16 protein-coding genes are annotated in these 17,614 nt (G+C 72.9%); 11 read left to right on the forward strand and 5 right to left on the reverse strand.

Features of this window, described 5'->3' with window-relative positions; all coding sequences use genetic code 11:
* Positions 1-127 precede the first annotated feature (127 nt).
* From IH80_RS0104580 to IH80_RS0104610, 7 genes are all read left to right on the forward strand, one after another.
* Positions 128-1,003 (forward strand): alpha/beta hydrolase, encoded by an 876-nt coding sequence (locus IH80_RS0104580; protein WP_324609387.1) that lies wholly within the window; start codon positions 128-130, stop codon positions 1,001-1,003.
* Positions 996-2,186: an acyltransferase family protein gene (locus IH80_RS0104585; protein ID WP_037878858.1), complete on the forward strand. Its 1,191-nt coding sequence runs from the start codon at positions 996-998 to the stop codon at positions 2,184-2,186. The genes IH80_RS0104580 and IH80_RS0104585 overlap by 8 nt, the downstream gene beginning before the upstream one ends.
* Positions 2,179-3,534, forward strand: a complete 1,356-nt coding sequence (locus IH80_RS0104590) for a sensor histidine kinase (RefSeq protein WP_030957880.1) — start codon at positions 2,179-2,181, stop codon at positions 3,532-3,534. The genes IH80_RS0104585 and IH80_RS0104590 overlap by 8 nt, the downstream gene beginning before the upstream one ends.
* A complete protein-coding gene (locus IH80_RS0104595; RefSeq protein WP_030957882.1) occupies positions 3,531-4,202 on the forward strand; it encodes a response regulator in 672 nt (223 codons plus the stop codon). Before IH80_RS0104590 ends, IH80_RS0104595 begins: the two co-directional genes overlap by 4 nt.
* 88 nt (positions 4,203-4,290) lie before the next feature.
* A complete protein-coding gene (locus tag IH80_RS0104600; protein ID WP_037878860.1) occupies positions 4,291-5,628 on the forward strand; it encodes a sensor histidine kinase in 1,338 nt (445 codons plus the stop codon).
* A complete protein-coding gene (locus tag IH80_RS0104605) occupies positions 5,625-6,284 on the forward strand; it encodes a response regulator (protein ID WP_030957886.1) in 660 nt (219 codons plus the stop codon). The genes IH80_RS0104600 and IH80_RS0104605 overlap by 4 nt, the downstream gene beginning before the upstream one ends.
* Positions 6,285-6,314: 30 nt before the next feature.
* Positions 6,315-7,523, forward strand: a complete 1,209-nt coding sequence (locus IH80_RS0104610) for a cytochrome P450 (protein ID WP_030957887.1) — start codon at positions 6,315-6,317, stop codon at positions 7,521-7,523.
* 11 nt (positions 7,524-7,534) lie between these two features.
* On the opposite strand, the gene IH80_RS0104615 is transcribed toward IH80_RS0104610, so the two are convergent.
* The gene (locus IH80_RS0104615; RefSeq protein ID WP_030957888.1) at positions 7,535-9,118 is read right to left on the reverse strand and encodes an ABC transporter permease; all 1,584 of its coding nucleotides are present in this window, start codon (positions 9,116-9,118) and stop codon (positions 7,535-7,537) included.
* A complete protein-coding gene (locus IH80_RS0104620) occupies positions 9,115-10,119 on the reverse strand; it encodes an ABC transporter ATP-binding protein (protein ID WP_051808788.1) in 1,005 nt (334 codons plus the stop codon). Before IH80_RS0104620 ends, IH80_RS0104615 begins: the two co-directional genes overlap by 4 nt.
* A gap of 72 nt (positions 10,120-10,191) precedes the next feature.
* Between IH80_RS0104620 and IH80_RS0104625 the strand changes: the two genes are divergently transcribed.
* Positions 10,192-10,719 (forward strand): GbsR/MarR family transcriptional regulator, encoded by a 528-nt coding sequence (locus IH80_RS0104625; RefSeq protein WP_030957893.1) that lies wholly within the window; start codon positions 10,192-10,194, stop codon positions 10,717-10,719.
* On the opposite strand, the gene IH80_RS45680 is transcribed toward IH80_RS0104625, so the two are convergent.
* Together IH80_RS45680 and IH80_RS0104635 are read right to left on the reverse strand one after the other, a co-directional pair.
* A complete protein-coding gene (locus IH80_RS45680; RefSeq protein WP_030957895.1) occupies positions 10,716-11,396 on the reverse strand; it encodes a hypothetical protein in 681 nt (226 codons plus the stop codon). The two genes, IH80_RS0104625 and IH80_RS45680, sit on opposite strands and share 4 nt — an antisense overlap.
* Complete coding sequence (locus IH80_RS0104635) at positions 11,393-12,235, reverse strand: hypothetical protein (protein WP_030957896.1); 843 nt, start codon at positions 12,233-12,235, stop codon at positions 11,393-11,395. The genes IH80_RS45680 and IH80_RS0104635 overlap by 4 nt, the downstream gene beginning before the upstream one ends.
* A gap of 183 nt (positions 12,236-12,418) precedes the next feature.
* On the opposite strand from IH80_RS0104635, the gene IH80_RS0104640 reads away from it, so the two are divergent.
* Positions 12,419-13,702 (forward strand): adenylosuccinate synthase, encoded by a 1,284-nt coding sequence (locus tag IH80_RS0104640; protein WP_030957897.1) that lies wholly within the window; start codon positions 12,419-12,421, stop codon positions 13,700-13,702.
* 94 nt (positions 13,703-13,796) lie between these two features.
* Here IH80_RS0104640 and IH80_RS0104645 read toward each other — a convergent pair whose 3' ends face one another.
* Positions 13,797-15,557, reverse strand: coding sequence for a hypothetical protein (locus tag IH80_RS0104645; RefSeq protein ID WP_158943284.1), 1,761 nt, complete (start codon positions 15,555-15,557; stop codon positions 13,797-13,799).
* Between the two features lie 188 nt (positions 15,558-15,745).
* On the opposite strand from IH80_RS0104645, the gene IH80_RS0104650 reads away from it, so the two are divergent.
* Positions 15,746-16,609 (forward strand): PP2C family protein-serine/threonine phosphatase, encoded by an 864-nt coding sequence (locus tag IH80_RS0104650; RefSeq protein WP_051808790.1) that lies wholly within the window; start codon positions 15,746-15,748, stop codon positions 16,607-16,609.
* A 44-nt stretch (positions 16,610-16,653) separates the two neighbouring features.
* Positions 16,654-17,613 carry an MASE1 domain-containing protein gene (locus IH80_RS0104655; RefSeq protein WP_030957902.1) on the forward strand — a complete coding sequence of 320 codons (960 nt, stop codon included), beginning with the start codon at positions 16,654-16,656 and terminating at the stop codon, positions 17,611-17,613.
* Position 17,614 lies beyond the last annotated feature (1 nt).

Below are 17,614 nucleotides of genomic sequence, written 5' to 3' on the forward strand. Positions count from 1 at the left end.
GAGGGCGGCGGCAGGTGAAGTCGGCTCGGGTGAAGCCGCGTTCGGCTCCCGGCGGGCGGGGGCGCGTGGGGGGCGGCTGCGTCGTACTCTGCTGGCCTCGCTGGTCGCTGCCGCCGTGGTCGTTCCCGTGTCCGCTGCAGCCTCCGCGCACGCTCCGGCCCCGGCGCCCGCCGTATTCGCCGAGGGCACCTCGCCGCAGAGCCGGTATGCCGCCAATCGGGCCAACCTCGCCGAGGCGGTCCGGATGGCCGAGGAAGCCGACCGCACCGGACGGGCCGACCGGCTGCGGGCCATGGCGGCCTCCGGCACGGCGCAGCTCCTCGCCTTCGACGGCCGTGGCAGGGGCCGGGCCGTGGAGGTGTTCGGCGACCTGGAGGCCGCCGAGCGGGTCGTCGTCCTGGTGCCCGGCTCCGACACCACCCTCGACACGTACGAGAGGTTCCGGTCCGGGGCGGTCGCCCTCCGGCAGCGCCTCCAGGCGGCACATCCGCGCTCCGCCGTGGTCGCCTGGCTCGGTTACGACACTCCGGGCACGGTCAGCACGACCGTGCTCACCGCCGGCCGGGCCGACGGCGCCGCGGCCGAACTGGGTCCGTTCCTGGACCGGTTGGCGAGCATGGCGGCGCCGGGCGCCCGGCTCTCGCTGTTCTGCCACTCCTACGGCTCCGTCGTCTGCGCGCGGACCGCGACGGGCCCGGCCGTCGGCGACGTGGTCCTGTTCGGCAGCCCCGGCACGGGGGCCGGGGCTGCCCGGGAGCTCCCCACCACGGCCCGGGTGTGGGCCGGCCGCGGCGGCGCCGACTGGATAGCCGGCGTGCCGCACGTACGGCTCGGCGGGCTGGGCTTCGGCACCGACCCGGTCGACCCCGCCTTCGGTGCGCGGGCGTTCGACGCCGGAGCGGGCGGGCACAGCGACTACCTCAAGCCGGGCAGCCGGTCCCTCGACGCCCTGGCAGCCATCGTCCTCGGCACGGCTCCCGTCGGGGAGGCCGGCCATGCGTGAGCTCCGCGCGCGCTGGTCCGCTCTGGCGGCGGGCATCGAAGCGGCCACGCCGACCGACCGGGACCGGGCCGTGGACGCGCTCCGGGCCCTGGCGATCCTCGGCGTCGTCCTCGGCCACTGGCTGGTCACCTCCCTGACCACCGCCGACGACGGTCTGCGCGGCACCAGCCCGCTGGTGCACATGCCCTGGCTGGCCCCGGTGTCCTGGGTGTTCCAGACGCTGGCCGTCTTCTTCCTGGTCGGCGGCCATGTCGCCGCCCTCGGGTACGCCTCGGCGCGCGAGCGGGGCATCTCGTACGGGGCCTGGGTAGGGCAGCGGCTGGCCCGGCTGTTCCGGCCGGTCGCCGCCGTGCTCGTCCTCTGGACGGTCGTGGCGGGCGGGATGCTCCTCGGCGGGGCTGAGCTCGACACCGTCCGGACGCTGGTCAGGCTGGTCCTGTCGCCGCTGTGGTTCCTGCTGGTGTTCGCCGCGCTCACCGCCGCGACTCCGCTCGTGGCCCGGCTCCACCCGCTGTGGCCGGCCGCCGTGGTGGCGGGCGTCGACCTGTGGCGTTTCGGGACGGGCGGGCCCGCCTGGATCGGCTGGGTCAACGTGGCCGCAGGATGGCTCGTCCCCTTCACGCTGGGCGCCGCGTGGTCGCGCGGGGCCTTCTCCCGGCGCGGCCCGCTCCTGCTCCTCGTCGCAGCGGCCGCGACGGCCACCGGCGCGCTGGTGCTGTGGGGCGGGTATCCGGCGTCCATGGTGGGCGTGCCGGGCGCGGCCGTCTCGAACCTGAACCCGCCGACCCTCGCCGCGGTCACGTTCGGACTGGCCCAGTGCGGGCTGGCCCTGCTGGCCCGCGACCGACTGGCCCGGCTCGTGCGCAGGCCCGCTGCCTGGGCGGGGGCGGCCTGGGTGAACCTCTCCGCCATGACGGTCTTCCTGTGGCACCAGACCGCCATGATGGCCGTCACCGCCCTCGGGCTGCTGCTCCCGGTCCGCCTGCCCGGGCTGCACACCGTGCCCGACTCGGTGGGCTGGATAGCGGCCCGGGTGCTGTGGCTGCCGGTGTTCGCGGCCGCGCTGGGGCTCTGCTGGACGGCGTTCGGCGTACATGAACGGGACCGGCGTTCCCGCTCGGCCGCGGTCACCGCCGCCCGCCGTGTCCCGGGCCCTTCCGCCGAGGAGATCATCCATGCCTAGGCTGACCGACGTGAACGAGCAGCGCCTGCCCCCGGCCGAGCCGAAGCCCGCCGTGCCCGCCCAAGGTGTGGGACCGCGCATGGCGTTGGCGCTGGAACTGTTCACCCTGCGGCGCGATCCCCTTCCCGCAATGGGAGGGCCGCGGTGGCTGGCCCGGCTGCCGCACGTATGCGTCGCTTATGCGGCGGTGTTCTTCGGGTTCCTCACCACCGAGCAGCTCATGGACCACTACCACGTCAAGGGTGGGCCGCCGCTGGCCGTCGCGCTCCTGACGGCGCTGTCCATCTGGCTCGCGATGTTCCGCCCGATCGCGGCCTGGTGGCTGGGACTGCTGGCCGCGGGCTGGATCGCCTGGATGATCCACGACAACGTCGGGCAGGGCCAGACCTGGCCCTGGACGCCGGGCGGGATGTTCGCGTTCGCGCCCGTACTGCTGCTGGTCGCCCTCCGAGTGCCGCCGCGGGTGACCATAGGGGTCGTCGGCATATCCGTCGCCCTCACCGGCGCTGCCGAGCTGGCCTTCCATCCGGACGGCAGCCAGATCTGCTCCATGGCGGCCTCCGTCCTCTTCGGCTTCGTCGGGCTCCTCGGGTACGCGCTGCGCGCCCTGCGGCTGGCCCGTGGCGAGCTGGTCGAGCAGGAGACCCTCACCGCGGAGGAGCGGGCCCGGCGCACCCTGCTGGAGGAGCGCAGCCGCATCGCCCGCGAGCTGCACGACGTCGTCGCGCACCACATGTCGGTGATCTCCATCCAGGCGCAGGTCGCCCCGCACCTCGTGGAGAACCCGTCGGAGGAGCTCAGGGAGAACCTGGCGGGCATCCGGGAGAACGCACTCGAGGCCCTCACGGAGCTGCGCCGGGTGCTGGGAGTTCTGCGCTCGGAACAGCCCGGTGATCCCGCGGCCCCGCAGCATCCGCAGCCGACCCTCGCCGAGCTGGGCGGCCTCGTGGACAACGTGCGGGGGGCGGGGCTGGACGTCACGACCGAGGTGGCGGGCATCCGCCGGTCGCTGGCCCCCGGCGTGGAACTCACCGCGTACCGGATCGTGCAGGAGGCGCTGAGCAACTGTCTTCGCCATGCGCCCGGTTCGCGGGTGGAGGTGGGCGTCGCCTACGGGCCGCGCGAGCTGCATCTATGCATCGTCAACAGCGCGCCGACCCGGCCGGCCCCACCGTCGCAGGGAGCGGGGCACGGGCTGCTGGGGATGCGGGAGCGGGCGGGCATGCTGGGTGGCGAACTGGCCGCGGGCCCACGTCCCGACGGCGGGTACGAGGTCAGCGCCGTGCTTCCGATGGATCCGCAGAACCCGGCCGCCGGTACCGGCCCCGAGACGAAGAAGGCCCCATGAGCACCCCGATCAAGGTGATGATCGCCGACGACCAGATGATGGTGCGGCAGGGCTTCACCGTGCTTCTCGACGCGCAGCCCGACATAGAGGTGGTGGGGCAGGCGGTGGACGGGGCGGACGCTGTCGCGAAGGCCGCCGAGCTGGCCCCGGACGTGGTGCTGATGGACATCCGCATGCCGGGCATGGGCGGCATCGAAGCCACGTCCCTGATCACCCGCGTCTCCGACGCCTCGGTGAAGGTGCTGGTGCTGACCACCTTCGACCTCGACGAGTACGTGTACGAGGCGCTGCGGGCCGGGGCTTCCGGGTTCCTGCTGAAGGACGCCTCCGCCGATCAGCTCGCCGAGGCGGTGCGCGTGGTGGCCGCGGGTGAGGCGCTGCTCTCGCCGAACATCACCAAGCGGCTGATCACGGAGTTCTCCCGGCTGGGGGCGCCGCGCGCGCCGTCGCGGGCCCGCATCGACGCACTGACCGAGCGGGAGACCGAGGTGCTGTCGCTGATCGCGCAGGGCCTGTCGAACGCGGAGATCTCCGAGCACCTGGTCCTGGCCGAGCAGACGGTGAAGACGCATGTGAGCCGGATCCTGGTGAAGCTCGGTCTGCGGGACCGGACGCAGGCGGCGGTGTTCGCGTACGAGACCGGTCTGATCCGTCCGACGGGCTACTGACGGACCCTTGTAGTACTTGAGAGGGACCCGGGGAAATCCCCATCAGCGGCGACGCGGACGAAGGCGCTACAGACCTACGGTGGTGCGTATGACCGAGACGACCACCGGGGGGACAGCCCGGACGCCTGAATTCCGACTGGCATCGGAGGTGATCGCGACCCTGCGCCAGGACCTCCTCACCGATGCCTTCGCCTACCGGCCGATGCCCTTGGCGGGGGGTCCGGGCCGTTTCTCGCGACGGCTCCCCCGGGCGATACGGCAGTACGCGCCGTGGCGGCGGCACGTGGCGGTGGGACTGCTGGCCTTCGTCGCCGTGCTCTTCACGATGGAGGGGCAGTCGAGCTATCTCGGTGATCTGGGGCAGCTCGTCATGGGGCTGACAGCCGCGGTTCCCGTCGTGATGACGCTGGTGCGTCCGATCGGAGCGTGGTGGGCGGCCGTCGCGATGACGGTGGTCCTGGCCGCCCTCGGCGGGAGCGTGAACTGGCCCTGGACCCCGGGCGCCTTCTTCTCCTACATCGTGGTCATGGTCCTCGTCACGCTCCGGACCGGCCCCCGGGTGGCGGCCTGGATGTGGGCGCTGACCCTCGCGCTGGGCGCCGCGCTCTCCGTGGTGTTCAGCGGCGAGTGGGGGTCGAACGCGCCGGAGATGACGGTGACCTCTGCCTTCGCCCTGGTGGTCGCCGGCAGCATCCAGATACGCCGGCACGCGAAGGCGGAGGTGAGCGCGCAGCAGGAGGTCACGGCCGTCGAGCGGGACAAGCGGACGCTGCTGGAGGAGCGGACCACGATCGCGCGGGAGCTGCATGACGTGGTGGCCCACCACATGTCGGTGGTGGCCATCCAGGCGGAAGCCGCTCCGTACCGAGTGAAGAACCCGCCGCCGGAGCTGGAGGCGGCGTTCGCCACCATCCGGGAGAACGCGGTGGCGGCCCTGACGGAGCTGCGGCGGGTGCTGGGTGTGGTGCGGTCCGCGGACTACGAGGCGCCGGAGGCCCCGCAGCCGACGCTGGCCTCGCTGGACGGGCTGCTGGCCAATGTGCGCGAGGCGGGGCTGCGCGTGGAGAAGACGGTCACGGGTGCGGTGCGGGAGCTGCCGCAGGGCGTGGAGCTGTCGGCGTACCGGATCATCCAGGAGGCTCTGAGCAACACGTTGCGGCACGCGCCGGGCGCGGCGGCCGGGGTGGAGGTGTCGTACGTCCTGGGCGGCCTGGGGATACGCGTCGTCAACGAGGCGCCGACCGGGGACGTGCCGCCCTCCGCGGGGGCCGGCCACGGGATCACCGGGATGCGGGAACGGGTGGCCATGCTGGAGGGGGAGATGACGGCCGCGCGGACGGAGTCGGGCGGGTACGAGGTCGCGGTGTTCATTCCGGTCCGCAACCGTCCCGAGCCGGTGCCCGAGCCGCGGGAGGGGGCGGTATGACGATCAGAGTGCTGATCGTCGACGACCAGATGATGGTCCGTGAGGGGTTCTCCGTTCTGCTGAACGCCATGGACGGCATCGAGGTGGTGGGCGAGGCGGTCGACGGCCGGGAGGCCATCGCGCAGGTGGCCGCGCTGCGGCCGGACGTGGTGCTGATGGACATCCGGATGCCGCAGATGAACGGCCTGGAGGCGACGCGGGAGATCGTCGCTGCGGACACGGACGCGAAGGTGCTGGTCCTGACGACCTTCGACCTCGACGAGTACGTGTACCAGGCGCTGCGGGCGGGCGCGTCCGGGTTCCTGCTGAAGGATGCGTCGGCCCGTCAGCTGGCGGACGGGGTACGGGTGGTGGCGGCCGGTGAGGCGCTGCTGGCGCCTTCGGTGACCAAACGGCTGATCGCGGAGTTCTCGAAGATCTCCGAGGCGCGCAAGCTCGCGGATCCGGCGGGGGTGGGCGAGCTGACGGAGCGGGAGACGGAGGTGCTGATCCTGATCGCGCAGGGACTGTCCAATGCGGAGATAGCCGACCGGCTGATCGTCGCGGAGTCCACGATCAAGACCCATGTGAGCCGGATCCTGGTGAAGCTGGGCCTGCGCGACCGGACGCAGGCGGCGGTGTTCGCCTATGAGACCCGCCTGGTGACACCGGCCTGATCCGGCGGGCAGAGCGCTTAGTCTGCGGGGATGGGCTTTGATCCGTGGGATGCCGCGTTCGTCGCCGATCCGTACCCGGCCTACCGGGAGTTGAGGGAACGGGGGCGGGCCATCTGGTGGGAGGCCACCGGGCAGTGGCTGGTGCCGCACTACGCCGATGTGAGCGCGCTGCTGCGGGACCGGCGGCTGGGACGGACCTACCTCCACCGGTTCACGCACGAGGAGTTCGGGCGGGAGGCGCCGCCGCCGGAGCACGAGCCCTTCCACGTGCTCAACGGCAACGGCCTGCTGGACCTGGAGGATCCCGCGCACGCGCGGGTGCGCAGGCTGGTGGCGAAGGCCTTCACCCCGCGGACGGTGGAGCGGCTGGTCCCGGCCGTGCGGCGGATGGCCGGAGAACTGGTGGGGCGGCTGCTCGCGGACGGGGGCGGGGACCTGCTCACGGCCGTCGCCGAGCCGCTGCCGGTGGGGGTGATCGCGGAGCTGCTGGGGGTGCCCGAGGCGGACCGGGGGCTGCTGCGGCCCTGGTCGGCGGACATCTGCGGGATGTTCGAGCTGCGGCCGGACGAGGAGACGGCGCGACGCGCCGTGCGGGCGAGCGTCGAGTTCAGCGCGTACTTGCGGGAGCTGATCGCGGAGCGGCGGGCGCGCCCAGGCGAGGATCTGATCTCCGGACTGATCGCCGCCCATGACGACGAGGGGCGGCTCAGCGAGCAGGAGATGATCTCCACCTGTGTCCTGCTGCTGAACGCCGGACACGAAGCCACCGTCAACACCACGGTCAACGGGTGGTGGGCGCTGTTCCGCAACCCCGACCGGCTCGCCGCGCTCCGCGCCGGTCACGATCCCGAAAAGTTGTCCACAGCTGTGGATGAACTCATGCGGTACGACACTCCGCTCCAGATGTTCGAGCGCTGGGTGCTCGACGACATCCGGGTCGGCGACACCGACATCCCCCGCGGGGCCGAGGTCGCGCTGCTCTTCGGATCCGCCAACCGGGATCCCGCGCGCTTCGAGGACCCCGACACCCTGGACCTGGAACGGGCCGACAATCCCCACCTGACCTTCGGGGCCGGGATCCACTACTGCCTGGGGGCACCGCTGGCACGGCGGGAACTGGAGGCCTCGTTCGGGGCGCTGCTGGCGGACGGAGTCCCGCCGATGCGGCTCGTGGAGGAGCCGCGGTGGCGGGACGGGTACGTCATCCGCGGGCTGGAACGCCTGCTCGTGGAGTTCTGAGCGTTCGGGACTCAGGCGGTGATGTCGCGGCGGCGCAGGGCGGCGAGGCCGGCCGCCGTCAGGGCCGCCGCCAGGACGGTCAGGGCCAGGAGCGGGGGCCACGACACGGACTCCGCCCCCGGGAGCCTGGGCAGGTGGGCGAAGGGCGAGAGGTCCAGGGCGGCCTGCGGGAGGTTCAGCGCCGGGCCGAGCCAGCCCAGGGCCAAGGCGCTCCCGGCCACCGCCCAGGCGGCCGCCGCGTACGCGGGGACCGCGCCGTGGAGCAGCGCCGCGAGGGCCCCGATCACCCACACCGCGGGAAGCTGGGCGAGGGTGGCCGCGACCGTCGTCCCCACCTCGCCGCCGTGCCCGATGCCCAGGCCCAGCCCCGCCAGCAGGAGCATCAGCGCCCACCCGCCGTAGGCCACCGCCAGGTGGCCGCCGGCCCAGCGGAGCCGGCCGACCGCGTTCGCGAGCAGCGGTTCCGCCCGCTGTCCCGACTCCTCGGCGCTCAGGCGCAGGACCGCCGATACCGCGTACAGGGCGGCGACCATGCCGAACAGGCCGGCCATCGTCGCGAGGAAGGCGTCGGTGAGTCCGCCCTGCCCGCCCATCCGCTCGATGATCTCCCGCGTCCTGTCGTTGCCGCCGACCAGGTCCGCGGCGCCGTCCGCCGTCCCGCCGAAGACCGCACCGGCCGTCAGGAAGCCTGCGCTCCAGCCCGCGAGGGTGCCGCGCTGCAGCCGCCAGGCCAGCGCGCCCGCCGTGGCCAGCCGCCCCTCGGCCGGCCCCGGCCGGGACGGAAGGAAGCTCATCCCCAGGTCGCGGCGCCCGGCGAGCAGGTACCCGGCGCCCACCTGTGCGGTGACGCCGGCGGCGAGCAGCAGGAGCACCCACCAGCGCTCGTCGGCGAAGGCCCGTACGTTCTCCACCCAGCCGAGCGGTGAGGCCCAGGTCAGAGCGGACCGGCCGCCGGCCGTACCGGCGTCGCCGGCGGCCTTCAGGACGAAGGCCGCGCCGAGCAGCGCGGCCGTGAGCCCCTTGGCGGTCCGGGCGCTCTCGGTCAGCTGGGCGGCGACGGCGGCCGCCCCGGCGAAGAGCATGCCCGTGCCGGCGAGGGCCAGCGCGAGCGCGGCCGCGCCCGGTACCCCCTGCCCGGCGAGTCCGCCGACGACGAGCAGGCCGAGGCACGTGTTGGCCACGAGGGCGGCGAGCAGGGCCGCGGTCAGCGGAGCACGGCGGCCCACCATAGCCGCGGAGAGCAGCTCCTGACGGCCCGTCTCCTCCTCCTCGCGGGTGTGCCGGACCACGATGATCAGGCTCATGACAGCCGCGAGGACCGCGCCGAAGACTCCGGCGCGCCAGGCGGTCAGGCCGCCGAGGGAATCGCTGAAGACCGGGCCGTACAGAGCGCGCACGGAGCTGTTTGCGTTCATCGAGGCGGCGGCGAGGTCGCGTTCCGCGGCGGTGGCGTACACGCTGCCGAGCGCCCCGGGCATGCTCACCACCAGGAGCGTCGTGACCAGGATCCAGACCGGCATCATCACCCGGTCGCGGCGCAGGGCCAGCCGGAGCAGTGCGCCGGTGCCCGCGAGGCCGGTCGGTCGTCGCTTCATCGCACGTTCGCCTCGCTGTCGCTGTCGTCGCTGTCGTCGGTGGCGGCGGTGGAGTTGGAGCCGGCGGAGTTGGTGGAGCCGGCGGAGTTGGTGGAGCGGGCGGAGTTGGTGGAGTCGGCCTCGTCGGTGTAGTGGCGCAGGAAGAGTTCTTCGAGGGTGGGCGGGGTCGCGGTCAGCGAGCGCACGCCCGACGCGGCGAGGGACCGCAGGACGGCGTCCAGCTTGTCGGTGTCGACCTGGAGACGGACCTTCAGTCCCCGCACCTCAATGTCGTGGACGCCCGGCAGGCGGGCCATGCCGTTCGGCGGACAGGCGAGCTCGGCGCTGATCGAGGTACGGGTGAGGTGGCGGAGTTCGGCGAGGGTGCCGGTCTCCACGGTGCGGCCCCGGCGGATGATGCTGACGCGGTCGCAGAGCGACTCGACCTCGCTGAGGATGTGCGAGCTGAGCAGGACGGTGCGCCCGGCGGCGCGGGCCTCGGCGACGCAGCTCTGGAAGACGCCCTCCATCAGCGGGTCGAGGCCGGAGGTCGGTTCGTCGAGGATGAGCAGCTCGGCGTCGGAGGCGAAGGCGGCGACGAGCGCGACCTTCTGCCGGTTGCCCTTGGAGTACGTACGCCCCTTCTTGGCGGGGTCCAGCTCGAACCGCTCGATGAGCTCGGCGCGCCGAGCCCGGTCGAGGCCGCCGCGCAGCCGTCCGTACAGGTCGATGACCTCGCCGCCGGAGAGGTTGCGCCACAGGGTGACGTCTCCGGGGACGTAGGCGACGCGCCGGTGGAGGGGGACGGCGTCGGCCCACGGGTCGCCGCCGAGGAGTTCGGCGACGCCGGAGTCGGCGCGCAGCAGGCCGAGCAGGATCCGGATGGCCGTGGACTTGCCGGCGCCGTTGGGGCCGAGGAAGCCGTGGACCTCGCCGGTGGCGACCGAGAGGTCGAGTCCGTCCAGCGCACGGGTGCGGCCGAAGGCCTTGTGGAGGCCGACGACGCTGATTGCCTTCGTCATGCCTCCGAACGTACGTCGATTTCACAAATTTGTGAAGCTTGGGAATCTCAAGAATCGCGTAAAGTCGGAAGGGTGGCCAACGACACGGTGAAGACGGATGGGGACGGGCCCGCGGACGCGGCCCCCGGGCGCGACGAGGGAGCGGTCTCGCGGTTCGTGGAGCGGTTCGCCGCGCAGCTGACCGAGGCCGGAATGCAGCGGATGGCCGCCCGCGTCTTCGCGCAGCTGCTGGCCAGCGACGGGGGCGCGATGACCTCGGCGGAGCTGGGCGAGGCCCTCCGGATCAGCCCGGCGGCGGTCTCGGGGGCGGTGTCCTACCTGACGCAGGTCAACATGGTCAGCCGCGAACGCGAACCGGGCTCCCGACGGGACCGCTACGTGCTGCACAACGAGCTCTGGTACGAAACCTTCACCCGGCGCGACCAGGTCCTGACCCAGTGGGAGAAGACCCTGCGCGAGGGCGCTGACGGCCTCGGCGTGCATTCGCCGGCCGGGGCGCGGGTCGCGGAGACGGCCGCGTTCTTCGAGTTCATGCAGGGCGAGATGCTGGGCCTGATGGACCGCTGGCGCGCCCACCGCGCGACGCTCGACCTCGGCTAGACGGCGCCCACCGGAGCGGATCCCGGCCCCCGGCCGGCCAGGCCGGCCGCGGGCAGGCCGCCGTCCCCCGGCCGACCAGGCCGGGCGCGGGCAGGCCGGGCGCGGGCAGGCCGGGCGCGGGCAGGCCGGACGCGGGCAGGCCGGACGCGGGCAGGCCGGGCGAGGCCCAGCCGGCGGGCGTCCGGGATCCACAGGACCCCGCCCCGCGCCGGGTCCCCCGCCAGCCGTACCGCCCGCACCGTCGGGGCGGGCTCCCTACGCGGCCACGGCCGCGGCGGCAGGGCCCGCCGGCCCAGCACCCCCAGGGTCAGGGCGTGCCGCCCCTCCCCCAGGACCACCACCGGCGGCCGCCACCGCGCACGGACCACTGCGGCCTCGTACGGGACCCAGCACACCGCCGGGTCCCGCAGTACGCGCCGCACCCGGCGGACCGTGTGCAGCTCACGCGCGCCGAGCACCACCGGCCCCAGCAGCACCGGGGCCGGCAGCACCGCCGACGCCACCGGGCGCGTGAGCACCACCGCGACCACCGCGGGCCAGCAGAACACCGGCAGCAGGCACAGCAGCAGCGCGTCCCGCCGCCAGTCGCCCAGCGCCTCCCGCACCGCCTCCGCACCGGCCCCGTGCTCGTCACCGGACCCGATCGCGGTCCCCGCCCCGGCCGCGGCCTCCGTCACCGGGGCAGGGTCAGCGTCCACGCCCCGGGGCGCAGCGTCCACGTACGGCGGCGGACCGGGCCGGTCATCGCGCCGTCGGCGCGGTAGCGGAAGTCCGCGCCCGACACCGTCACCGTCTTCGCCCGGGCCGTCACCGTCGAGCCGCCGAAACCACCGCCCGTGCGCACCGACACCTCCACCGGTTCCCCGCCGCCCCGCGTGCGCACCGAGACGTCCGCCACGGGCTGGTCCACATCGGCCAGCACGACCCCGTCGGCCTCCACCCGCAGCCGGTGGTGCCCGCCGCCCGCCCCGCCCGCCGCCGCCACCGGGCGGACCAGCGTGCGCACCAGCGAGCGGTACGCGCTCCACACCGACGGCCCGGCCGGCCGCGGGACCCCCCGCTCCGGGCCCCGCAGCGGGGGGATCCGCAGCTCGCCCAGCACCACCCCGTCGCTGTCGTCGACCAGCAGGTCGCACACCCGCGCCGACCCGTCGAGCACCGCCCGGGCCGCCGCGACGGCGGTTTCGGGCACGCCCAGGGACCTCGCCAGCGCCAGGGACCCCACCGGCCCCACCGGCACCAGCGCCAGAGCGCTCTCACCCAGCCCCCGCTCCCGGTGCAGCAGCGCCACGGTGCGCACCAGCGCCCGGTCGTCGCCCACGATCACCGGCTGCCGATGACCCCGGCGGGCGAGCGCCCGCGCAAACTCCTCCTGCGAATCCGGGAGGCAGATCTTCGCCGCCGCGCCCGCTGACAACACATCTTTCGCGATCCGCACGGACTCGCCGTCAAGACGGCGGGCGACCGGGTCGACGAGCACCAGCAGACCGCCTACCGGCGCGCCCGCTTCGCTCATGGTGGGCTCTGGAGCCGACACCTCGGTCCTTCCTCGGGTAGCATCTTTGTGCAAGAGGCCCTTGCGCTATTGCGCCAGGGCCTTCGTCTATTCCGGGGCAACCCGTCCGACGGCTCAGCCCGCGTACATCGTCGTACGCCCCCCTGACCTTGGACATGCCCCATCCGGAAGAGGTGTACGCCTGTGCCCGCTCTTGTGCTGCTCGGAGCTCAGTGGGGTGACGAGGGCAAGGGAAAGGCCACCGACCTGCTCGGTGGATCCGTTGACTATGTGGTGCGCTACCAGGGTGGCAACAACGCCGGCCACACGGTCGTCGTCGGCGACCAGAAGTACGCGCTGCACCTTCTCCCTTCCGGCATCCTCTCCCCCGGATGCACCCCGGTCATCGGTAACGGCGTCGTGGTCGACCCGGCCGTCCTGCTCTCCGAGCTGCGCGGCCTCAACGAGCGCGGCATCGACACCTCCAAGCTGCTCATCAGCGGCAACGCGCACCTGATCACGCCGTACAACGTCACCCTCGACAAGGTCGGCGAGCGCTTCCTCGGCAAGCGCAAGATCGGCACCACCGGTCGCGGCATCGGCCCCACCTACGCGGACAAGATCAACCGCATCGGCATCCGGGTCCAGGACCTCTACGACGAGTCGATCCTCACCCAGAAGGTCGAAGCGGCGCTGGAGGGCAAGAACCAGCTCCTGGCGAAGCTCTACAACCGCCGCGCGATCGAGGCCGGCCAGATCGTCGAGGAGATGCTCCAGTACGCGGAGCAGATCAAGCCGTACGTCGCCGACACCACCCTGATCCTCAACAACGCGCTGGACGAGGACAAGGTCGTGCTCTTCGAGGGCGGCCAGGGCACCCTGCTCGACGTCGACCACGGCACCTACCCCTTCGTCACCTCGTCGAACCCGACCGCCGGCGGCGCCTGCACCGGCACCGGCGTCGGCCCGACGAAGATCAGCCGTGTCATCGGCATCCTCAAGGCCTACACCACGCGTGTCGGCGCGGGCCCGTTCCCGACCGAACTGTTCGACCAGGACGGCGAGGACCTGCGCCGCATCGGCGGCGAGCGCGGCGTGACCACCGGCCGTGACCGTCGCTGCGGCTGGTTCGACGCGCCGATCGCACGGTACGCCACCCGCGTGAACGGTCTCACCGACTTCTTCCTCACCAAGCTGGACGTGCTGACCGGCTGGGAGCAGATCCCGGTCTGCGTCGCGTACGAGATCGACGGCAAGCGCGTCGAGGAGCTCCCCTACTCGCAGACCGACTTCCACCACGCGAAGCCGATCTACGAATACCTCCCCGGCTGGTCCGAGGACATCACCAAGGCCAAGACCTTCGAGGACCTGCCGGCGAACGCCCAGGCCTACGTCAAGGCCCTGGAGGAGATGTCGGGCGCCCCGATCTCCGCGATCGGCGTCGGCCCCGGCCGCACCGAAACGATCGAGATCAACTCCTTCCTGTAAGCAGGCGGGCCGTCACCGCAGGGGCGGGACGCGCACACGGCGTCCCGCCCCTGCGGCGTATCGGTCTCCCGGTCCCCCAGTCCCCCTCGGACCGTCAGTCCGTCTTGTAGAAGGCGAGCAGGTCGACGAGCAGGTCGGTGTCCTCCCAGCCCTGGTTCCAGAAGTCGATCATGCCGCCCTTGCCCCCGGGGGTCTGCGCGATGTTGGCGACGGTCGCGCCCTTCGTCCAGTTCAGGGCCGAGGAGACGGGCCGCGGCGGCGTCACCGCGGTGCCGTTCACGTAGTCGGACCAGAAGTTCGGGTCCGGGGTCACGGACAGGAAGCCGTTCCCGCGGGTGTTGGTGACCGTGGTGTTGAGCACCCAGCCGTCGACGTCGGGCTTCGTCGTATCGCCCTCGAACTGCATCGGGAAGTGCGTACGGGCCTTCAGCGGGCCGGCCTTCCGGCCGCCCCAGCTGTCCTTGCGGGTGTCCAGGAGCCGGTACGGAAGCCCGTAGGCCACCAGGGCGGACCGGCTCTCGGGGGTGTAGTAGCCGACGACGTCGACCACCACGTCGGCCGGGTCCCAGCCGCCGTTGCGCACGATGATCCTCCCGTCGGGCCCGACCGGCACGACCGCCGAGTTCGCGACCGTCTGCCCGGCGGCGAAGTTCACGTTCGAGGTCGTCGGAGCCGCCTTACCGCTCGGGTAGGCGGTCAGGTGACCGGCCGACCGCGGATCGGCCACGGTCAGGTTGACCGCCACCGCGGTGGCGGTCTTCGGCACACCGCCCCGCCCGGCGATCTCCACGCCGAAAGTGCCCTGGCCGGGGACCTGGCCCTTGGCCGTGCCGAGGCCCTCGCGGGTGTCCACGACCCGGGTCGGGTCCAGCGCGCCCCAGCCGTTGGCGGCCGCCGGTGCGAAATAGCCGGTGACGTCCGCGATCAGGTCGACCGGCTCCCACCCGGCGTTGAACAGGTGGACGTACCCGTCCTCGCCGATCGCGTCGATCACCAGGTTCGGGACGGTCTGGCCGGCGGCGAAGTTCACGTTCGACGTCACGGCGGCCTCCGCGTCGGCCTTCGTGGACTGCACCGAGATGTGGCCCGCGCCCGTGGTGTTGGTGACGGTGACGTTGAGGGCGACCCCGGTGGCCCCTGCGGGGACCTTCGCCGCGCCCGCGACCTTCAGCGCCACCGAGCTGCGCGGGCCGACCTTGGCCTTCGCGGCGCCGACGCCCGTACGGGTGTCGAGCAGCCGGGTCGGCTCGTGTGCGGTGAATTCGGCGCCCATGGTGGTGAACCTGAGCTCGTTCACCGCCTCGGTTCCGTTGACGGTGTCCTTCGCCGTGACCTTGACGTCGTAGGTGCCGAGCACGGTGTACCTGTGCGTGAGGTTCCGCGCGTCGGAGGTGCCGCCGGCGGGCAGGGAGTAGGTGTCCGTCGTTCCGTCGCCCCAGGCGACGACGACGTCGAGGGCGGGCGCGTCGTAGTCGATGACGTGGGACCGCAGGTCGATCGAGCGCGCGCCGTCGGTGTGGGCGGTCAGGTAGATCGAAGTGGAGGAGTCCTGCGCGCCCTGCGCCCCTTGCTGAGCCCCCTGAGTGCCCTTGGCGCGCGCGTTCCCCCCGGTCTGCGCGCCGGACCGCGAGGTGACGACCGTGCGGTCGGCGGGGCTGCTGAACGTCCGGCCCCCGGATTTCTGCGCCGCGTCCGGCCCGGCCCCGGGCGTGGACACGGGTGCGGGCGTGTACGCGGCCACCCCCTGGCCGGCGGGCCCCGCCGGCGCGCCGGGCGCCGCCTGGGCGATCCCGGGTATGAGCCCTGCACCAGCCGCCAGCAGGGCAGCGGACACCACGAGTCGGCGATTGCGCACCGATCCCCCATTTTGCTTCGTCAACGGTCGAACACGGTCTGCCCTGAACACGAGTGCGAGCCCGGTCCGGTTGCAAGATCCTCCGTCGGAGTCGTCTCGGCGGGCGCGGTCCGGGTGGGCGGAAATATGATGGGCAGGTCCTTTCCACGGCGGAAGCAGGGACGGATGCACCATCGTCGGAGCCATCCATGAGCCGGCGCCGTCCCCCACGGGTGGCCAGCGACGACCTGCTGAGCATGCTCGGCAGGCTGACCGCTCAGGCGCGGCAGGGCGTGGAGCTCCAGCAGGCCCGCGTGGAACTGGCCGAGGCCCTGCAGCGCGAGATGCTGCCCACCGCGCTGCCGTGTCTGCCGGGGCTGCGCACGGCTGCCCGGTACTCACCCGCCCGGCACGGCCTGGACATCGGCGGCGACTGGTACGACGGCTTCCGGCTGCCGGAGGGCGCCCTCGCCTTCTGCATCGGCGACGTCCAGGGGCACGACGTCGACGCCGCCGCCTTCATGGGACAGGTCAGGATCTGCCTGCGGGCCGTGGCGGCCGTGGTCGTCGACCCCGGCGAGGTGCTGAGCCGGGCCAATGAGGTGCTGCTCTCGATGAACCGCGACCTCTTCGCGACCTGCAGCCTGCTCCGCTTCGACCCGGACACCTGGGAGCTGGAGAGCGCCCGGGCCGGTCACGTCCCGGCGGTCTGGGCCACGGTCGACGGCCAGTACGGCATAGCCGAGGACCACGGCGGACTGCCGCTGAACCTGGTACCCGGATCCCCGTACGCCGTGACCCGGCGACAGCTGACGCAGGCGGGATCGATCGTCCTGCTCACCGACGGAGTGGTCGAGGGCCCGAGGTTCCCGCTCGAAGTGGGGCTCGAGCGCGTGGTCAGGGTCGTCCGGGAGGCGGCGGGCACCGACCCGGCCGAGCTCGCCGCCGAGGTGATGAAGGTGGCCGATTCGACGGGACACGCCGACGACGCCGCGGTGCTCGTCCTCAGCCACGACGCGGCCGCACCCGCCCCGGCACCGGTACCGGCACCGGATGACACCGACCTCCCCTAGCGCGTGTCACGCCCCGCCCGACCCGTGGGCTGTTGTCTGATGACGTGGTGCGCACCGAGGGATGGCGACGTCCGGCCGAACTGCTCCTACTGATCTTCGCCGTCGCCGTCGCCTACTACCTCGGCGGGCGTATCGGCCTGCGCCAGAGCGTGACCGTGGACGGCGCCCAGGTCACCCCGCTGTGGCTGCCCACCGGCATCGCGCTGGCCGCCCTGCTCTGGCTGGGCCTGCGGGTCTGGCCGGGAATCTCCCTCGGCACCTACCTCGCCATCGAACGCATCAGCACATTCGACTTCAGCGACCTCGGCATCCTCGCGGGGAACACCCTCGCGCCGGTGTGCGCGTACCTGATGCTGCGCCGGGTGGACTTCCGCCCGCAGATGGACCGGCTGCGGGACGCGCTGGCGCTCGTCTTCCTGGGCGGCCTGCTGCCGATGCTGCTCAGCGCGACGGCCGGGACCTGGACCCTCGTGCTCACCGGCGATCTGCCCCGGGGCGAATTCTGGCCGGTGTGGGCGGCCTGGTGGGTCGGGGACGCCATGGGGGTGCTCGTGGTGACCCCGCTGCTGCTGGTCCTGCGCCGGGCCCGGCTGCCCCGCGACGACTACCGGCTGGCCGAGGTGTCGGCCCTGGCGATCACCTCCGTGATCGTCACCCTCGTGGCCACCCGGAGCCACCTGTCCGTGCTCTTCCTCGTCTTCCCGCTGCTGATCTGGGCGGCCGTGCGCTTCCAGTTCGCCGGGAGCGCGCCGTGCACCCTGTTGATCTCGGTCCTGGCGATCTCGGCGGCGCACGATCACGCCGGACCGTTCGTCGAGCACAGCCTGCTGGAGCTGATGGTCAACCTGCAGGCCCTCAACGGCGCGGCCGCGCTGACCGGGCTGCTCCTGTCCGCGATGGTCACCGAGCAGAACAACGTACGGCTGCGGATCGAGCAGGTCTGCGAGGACCTGGCCGAACTGGTGGAACACCTGGCCCCGGGGGGCAGGCCGCCCGAACGCTGAA

Origin of the sequence: Streptomyces sp. NRRL S-378 (assembly GCF_000720645.1) — a bacterium.
Taxonomy (GTDB): domain Bacteria; phylum Actinomycetota; class Actinomycetes; order Streptomycetales; family Streptomycetaceae; genus Streptomyces.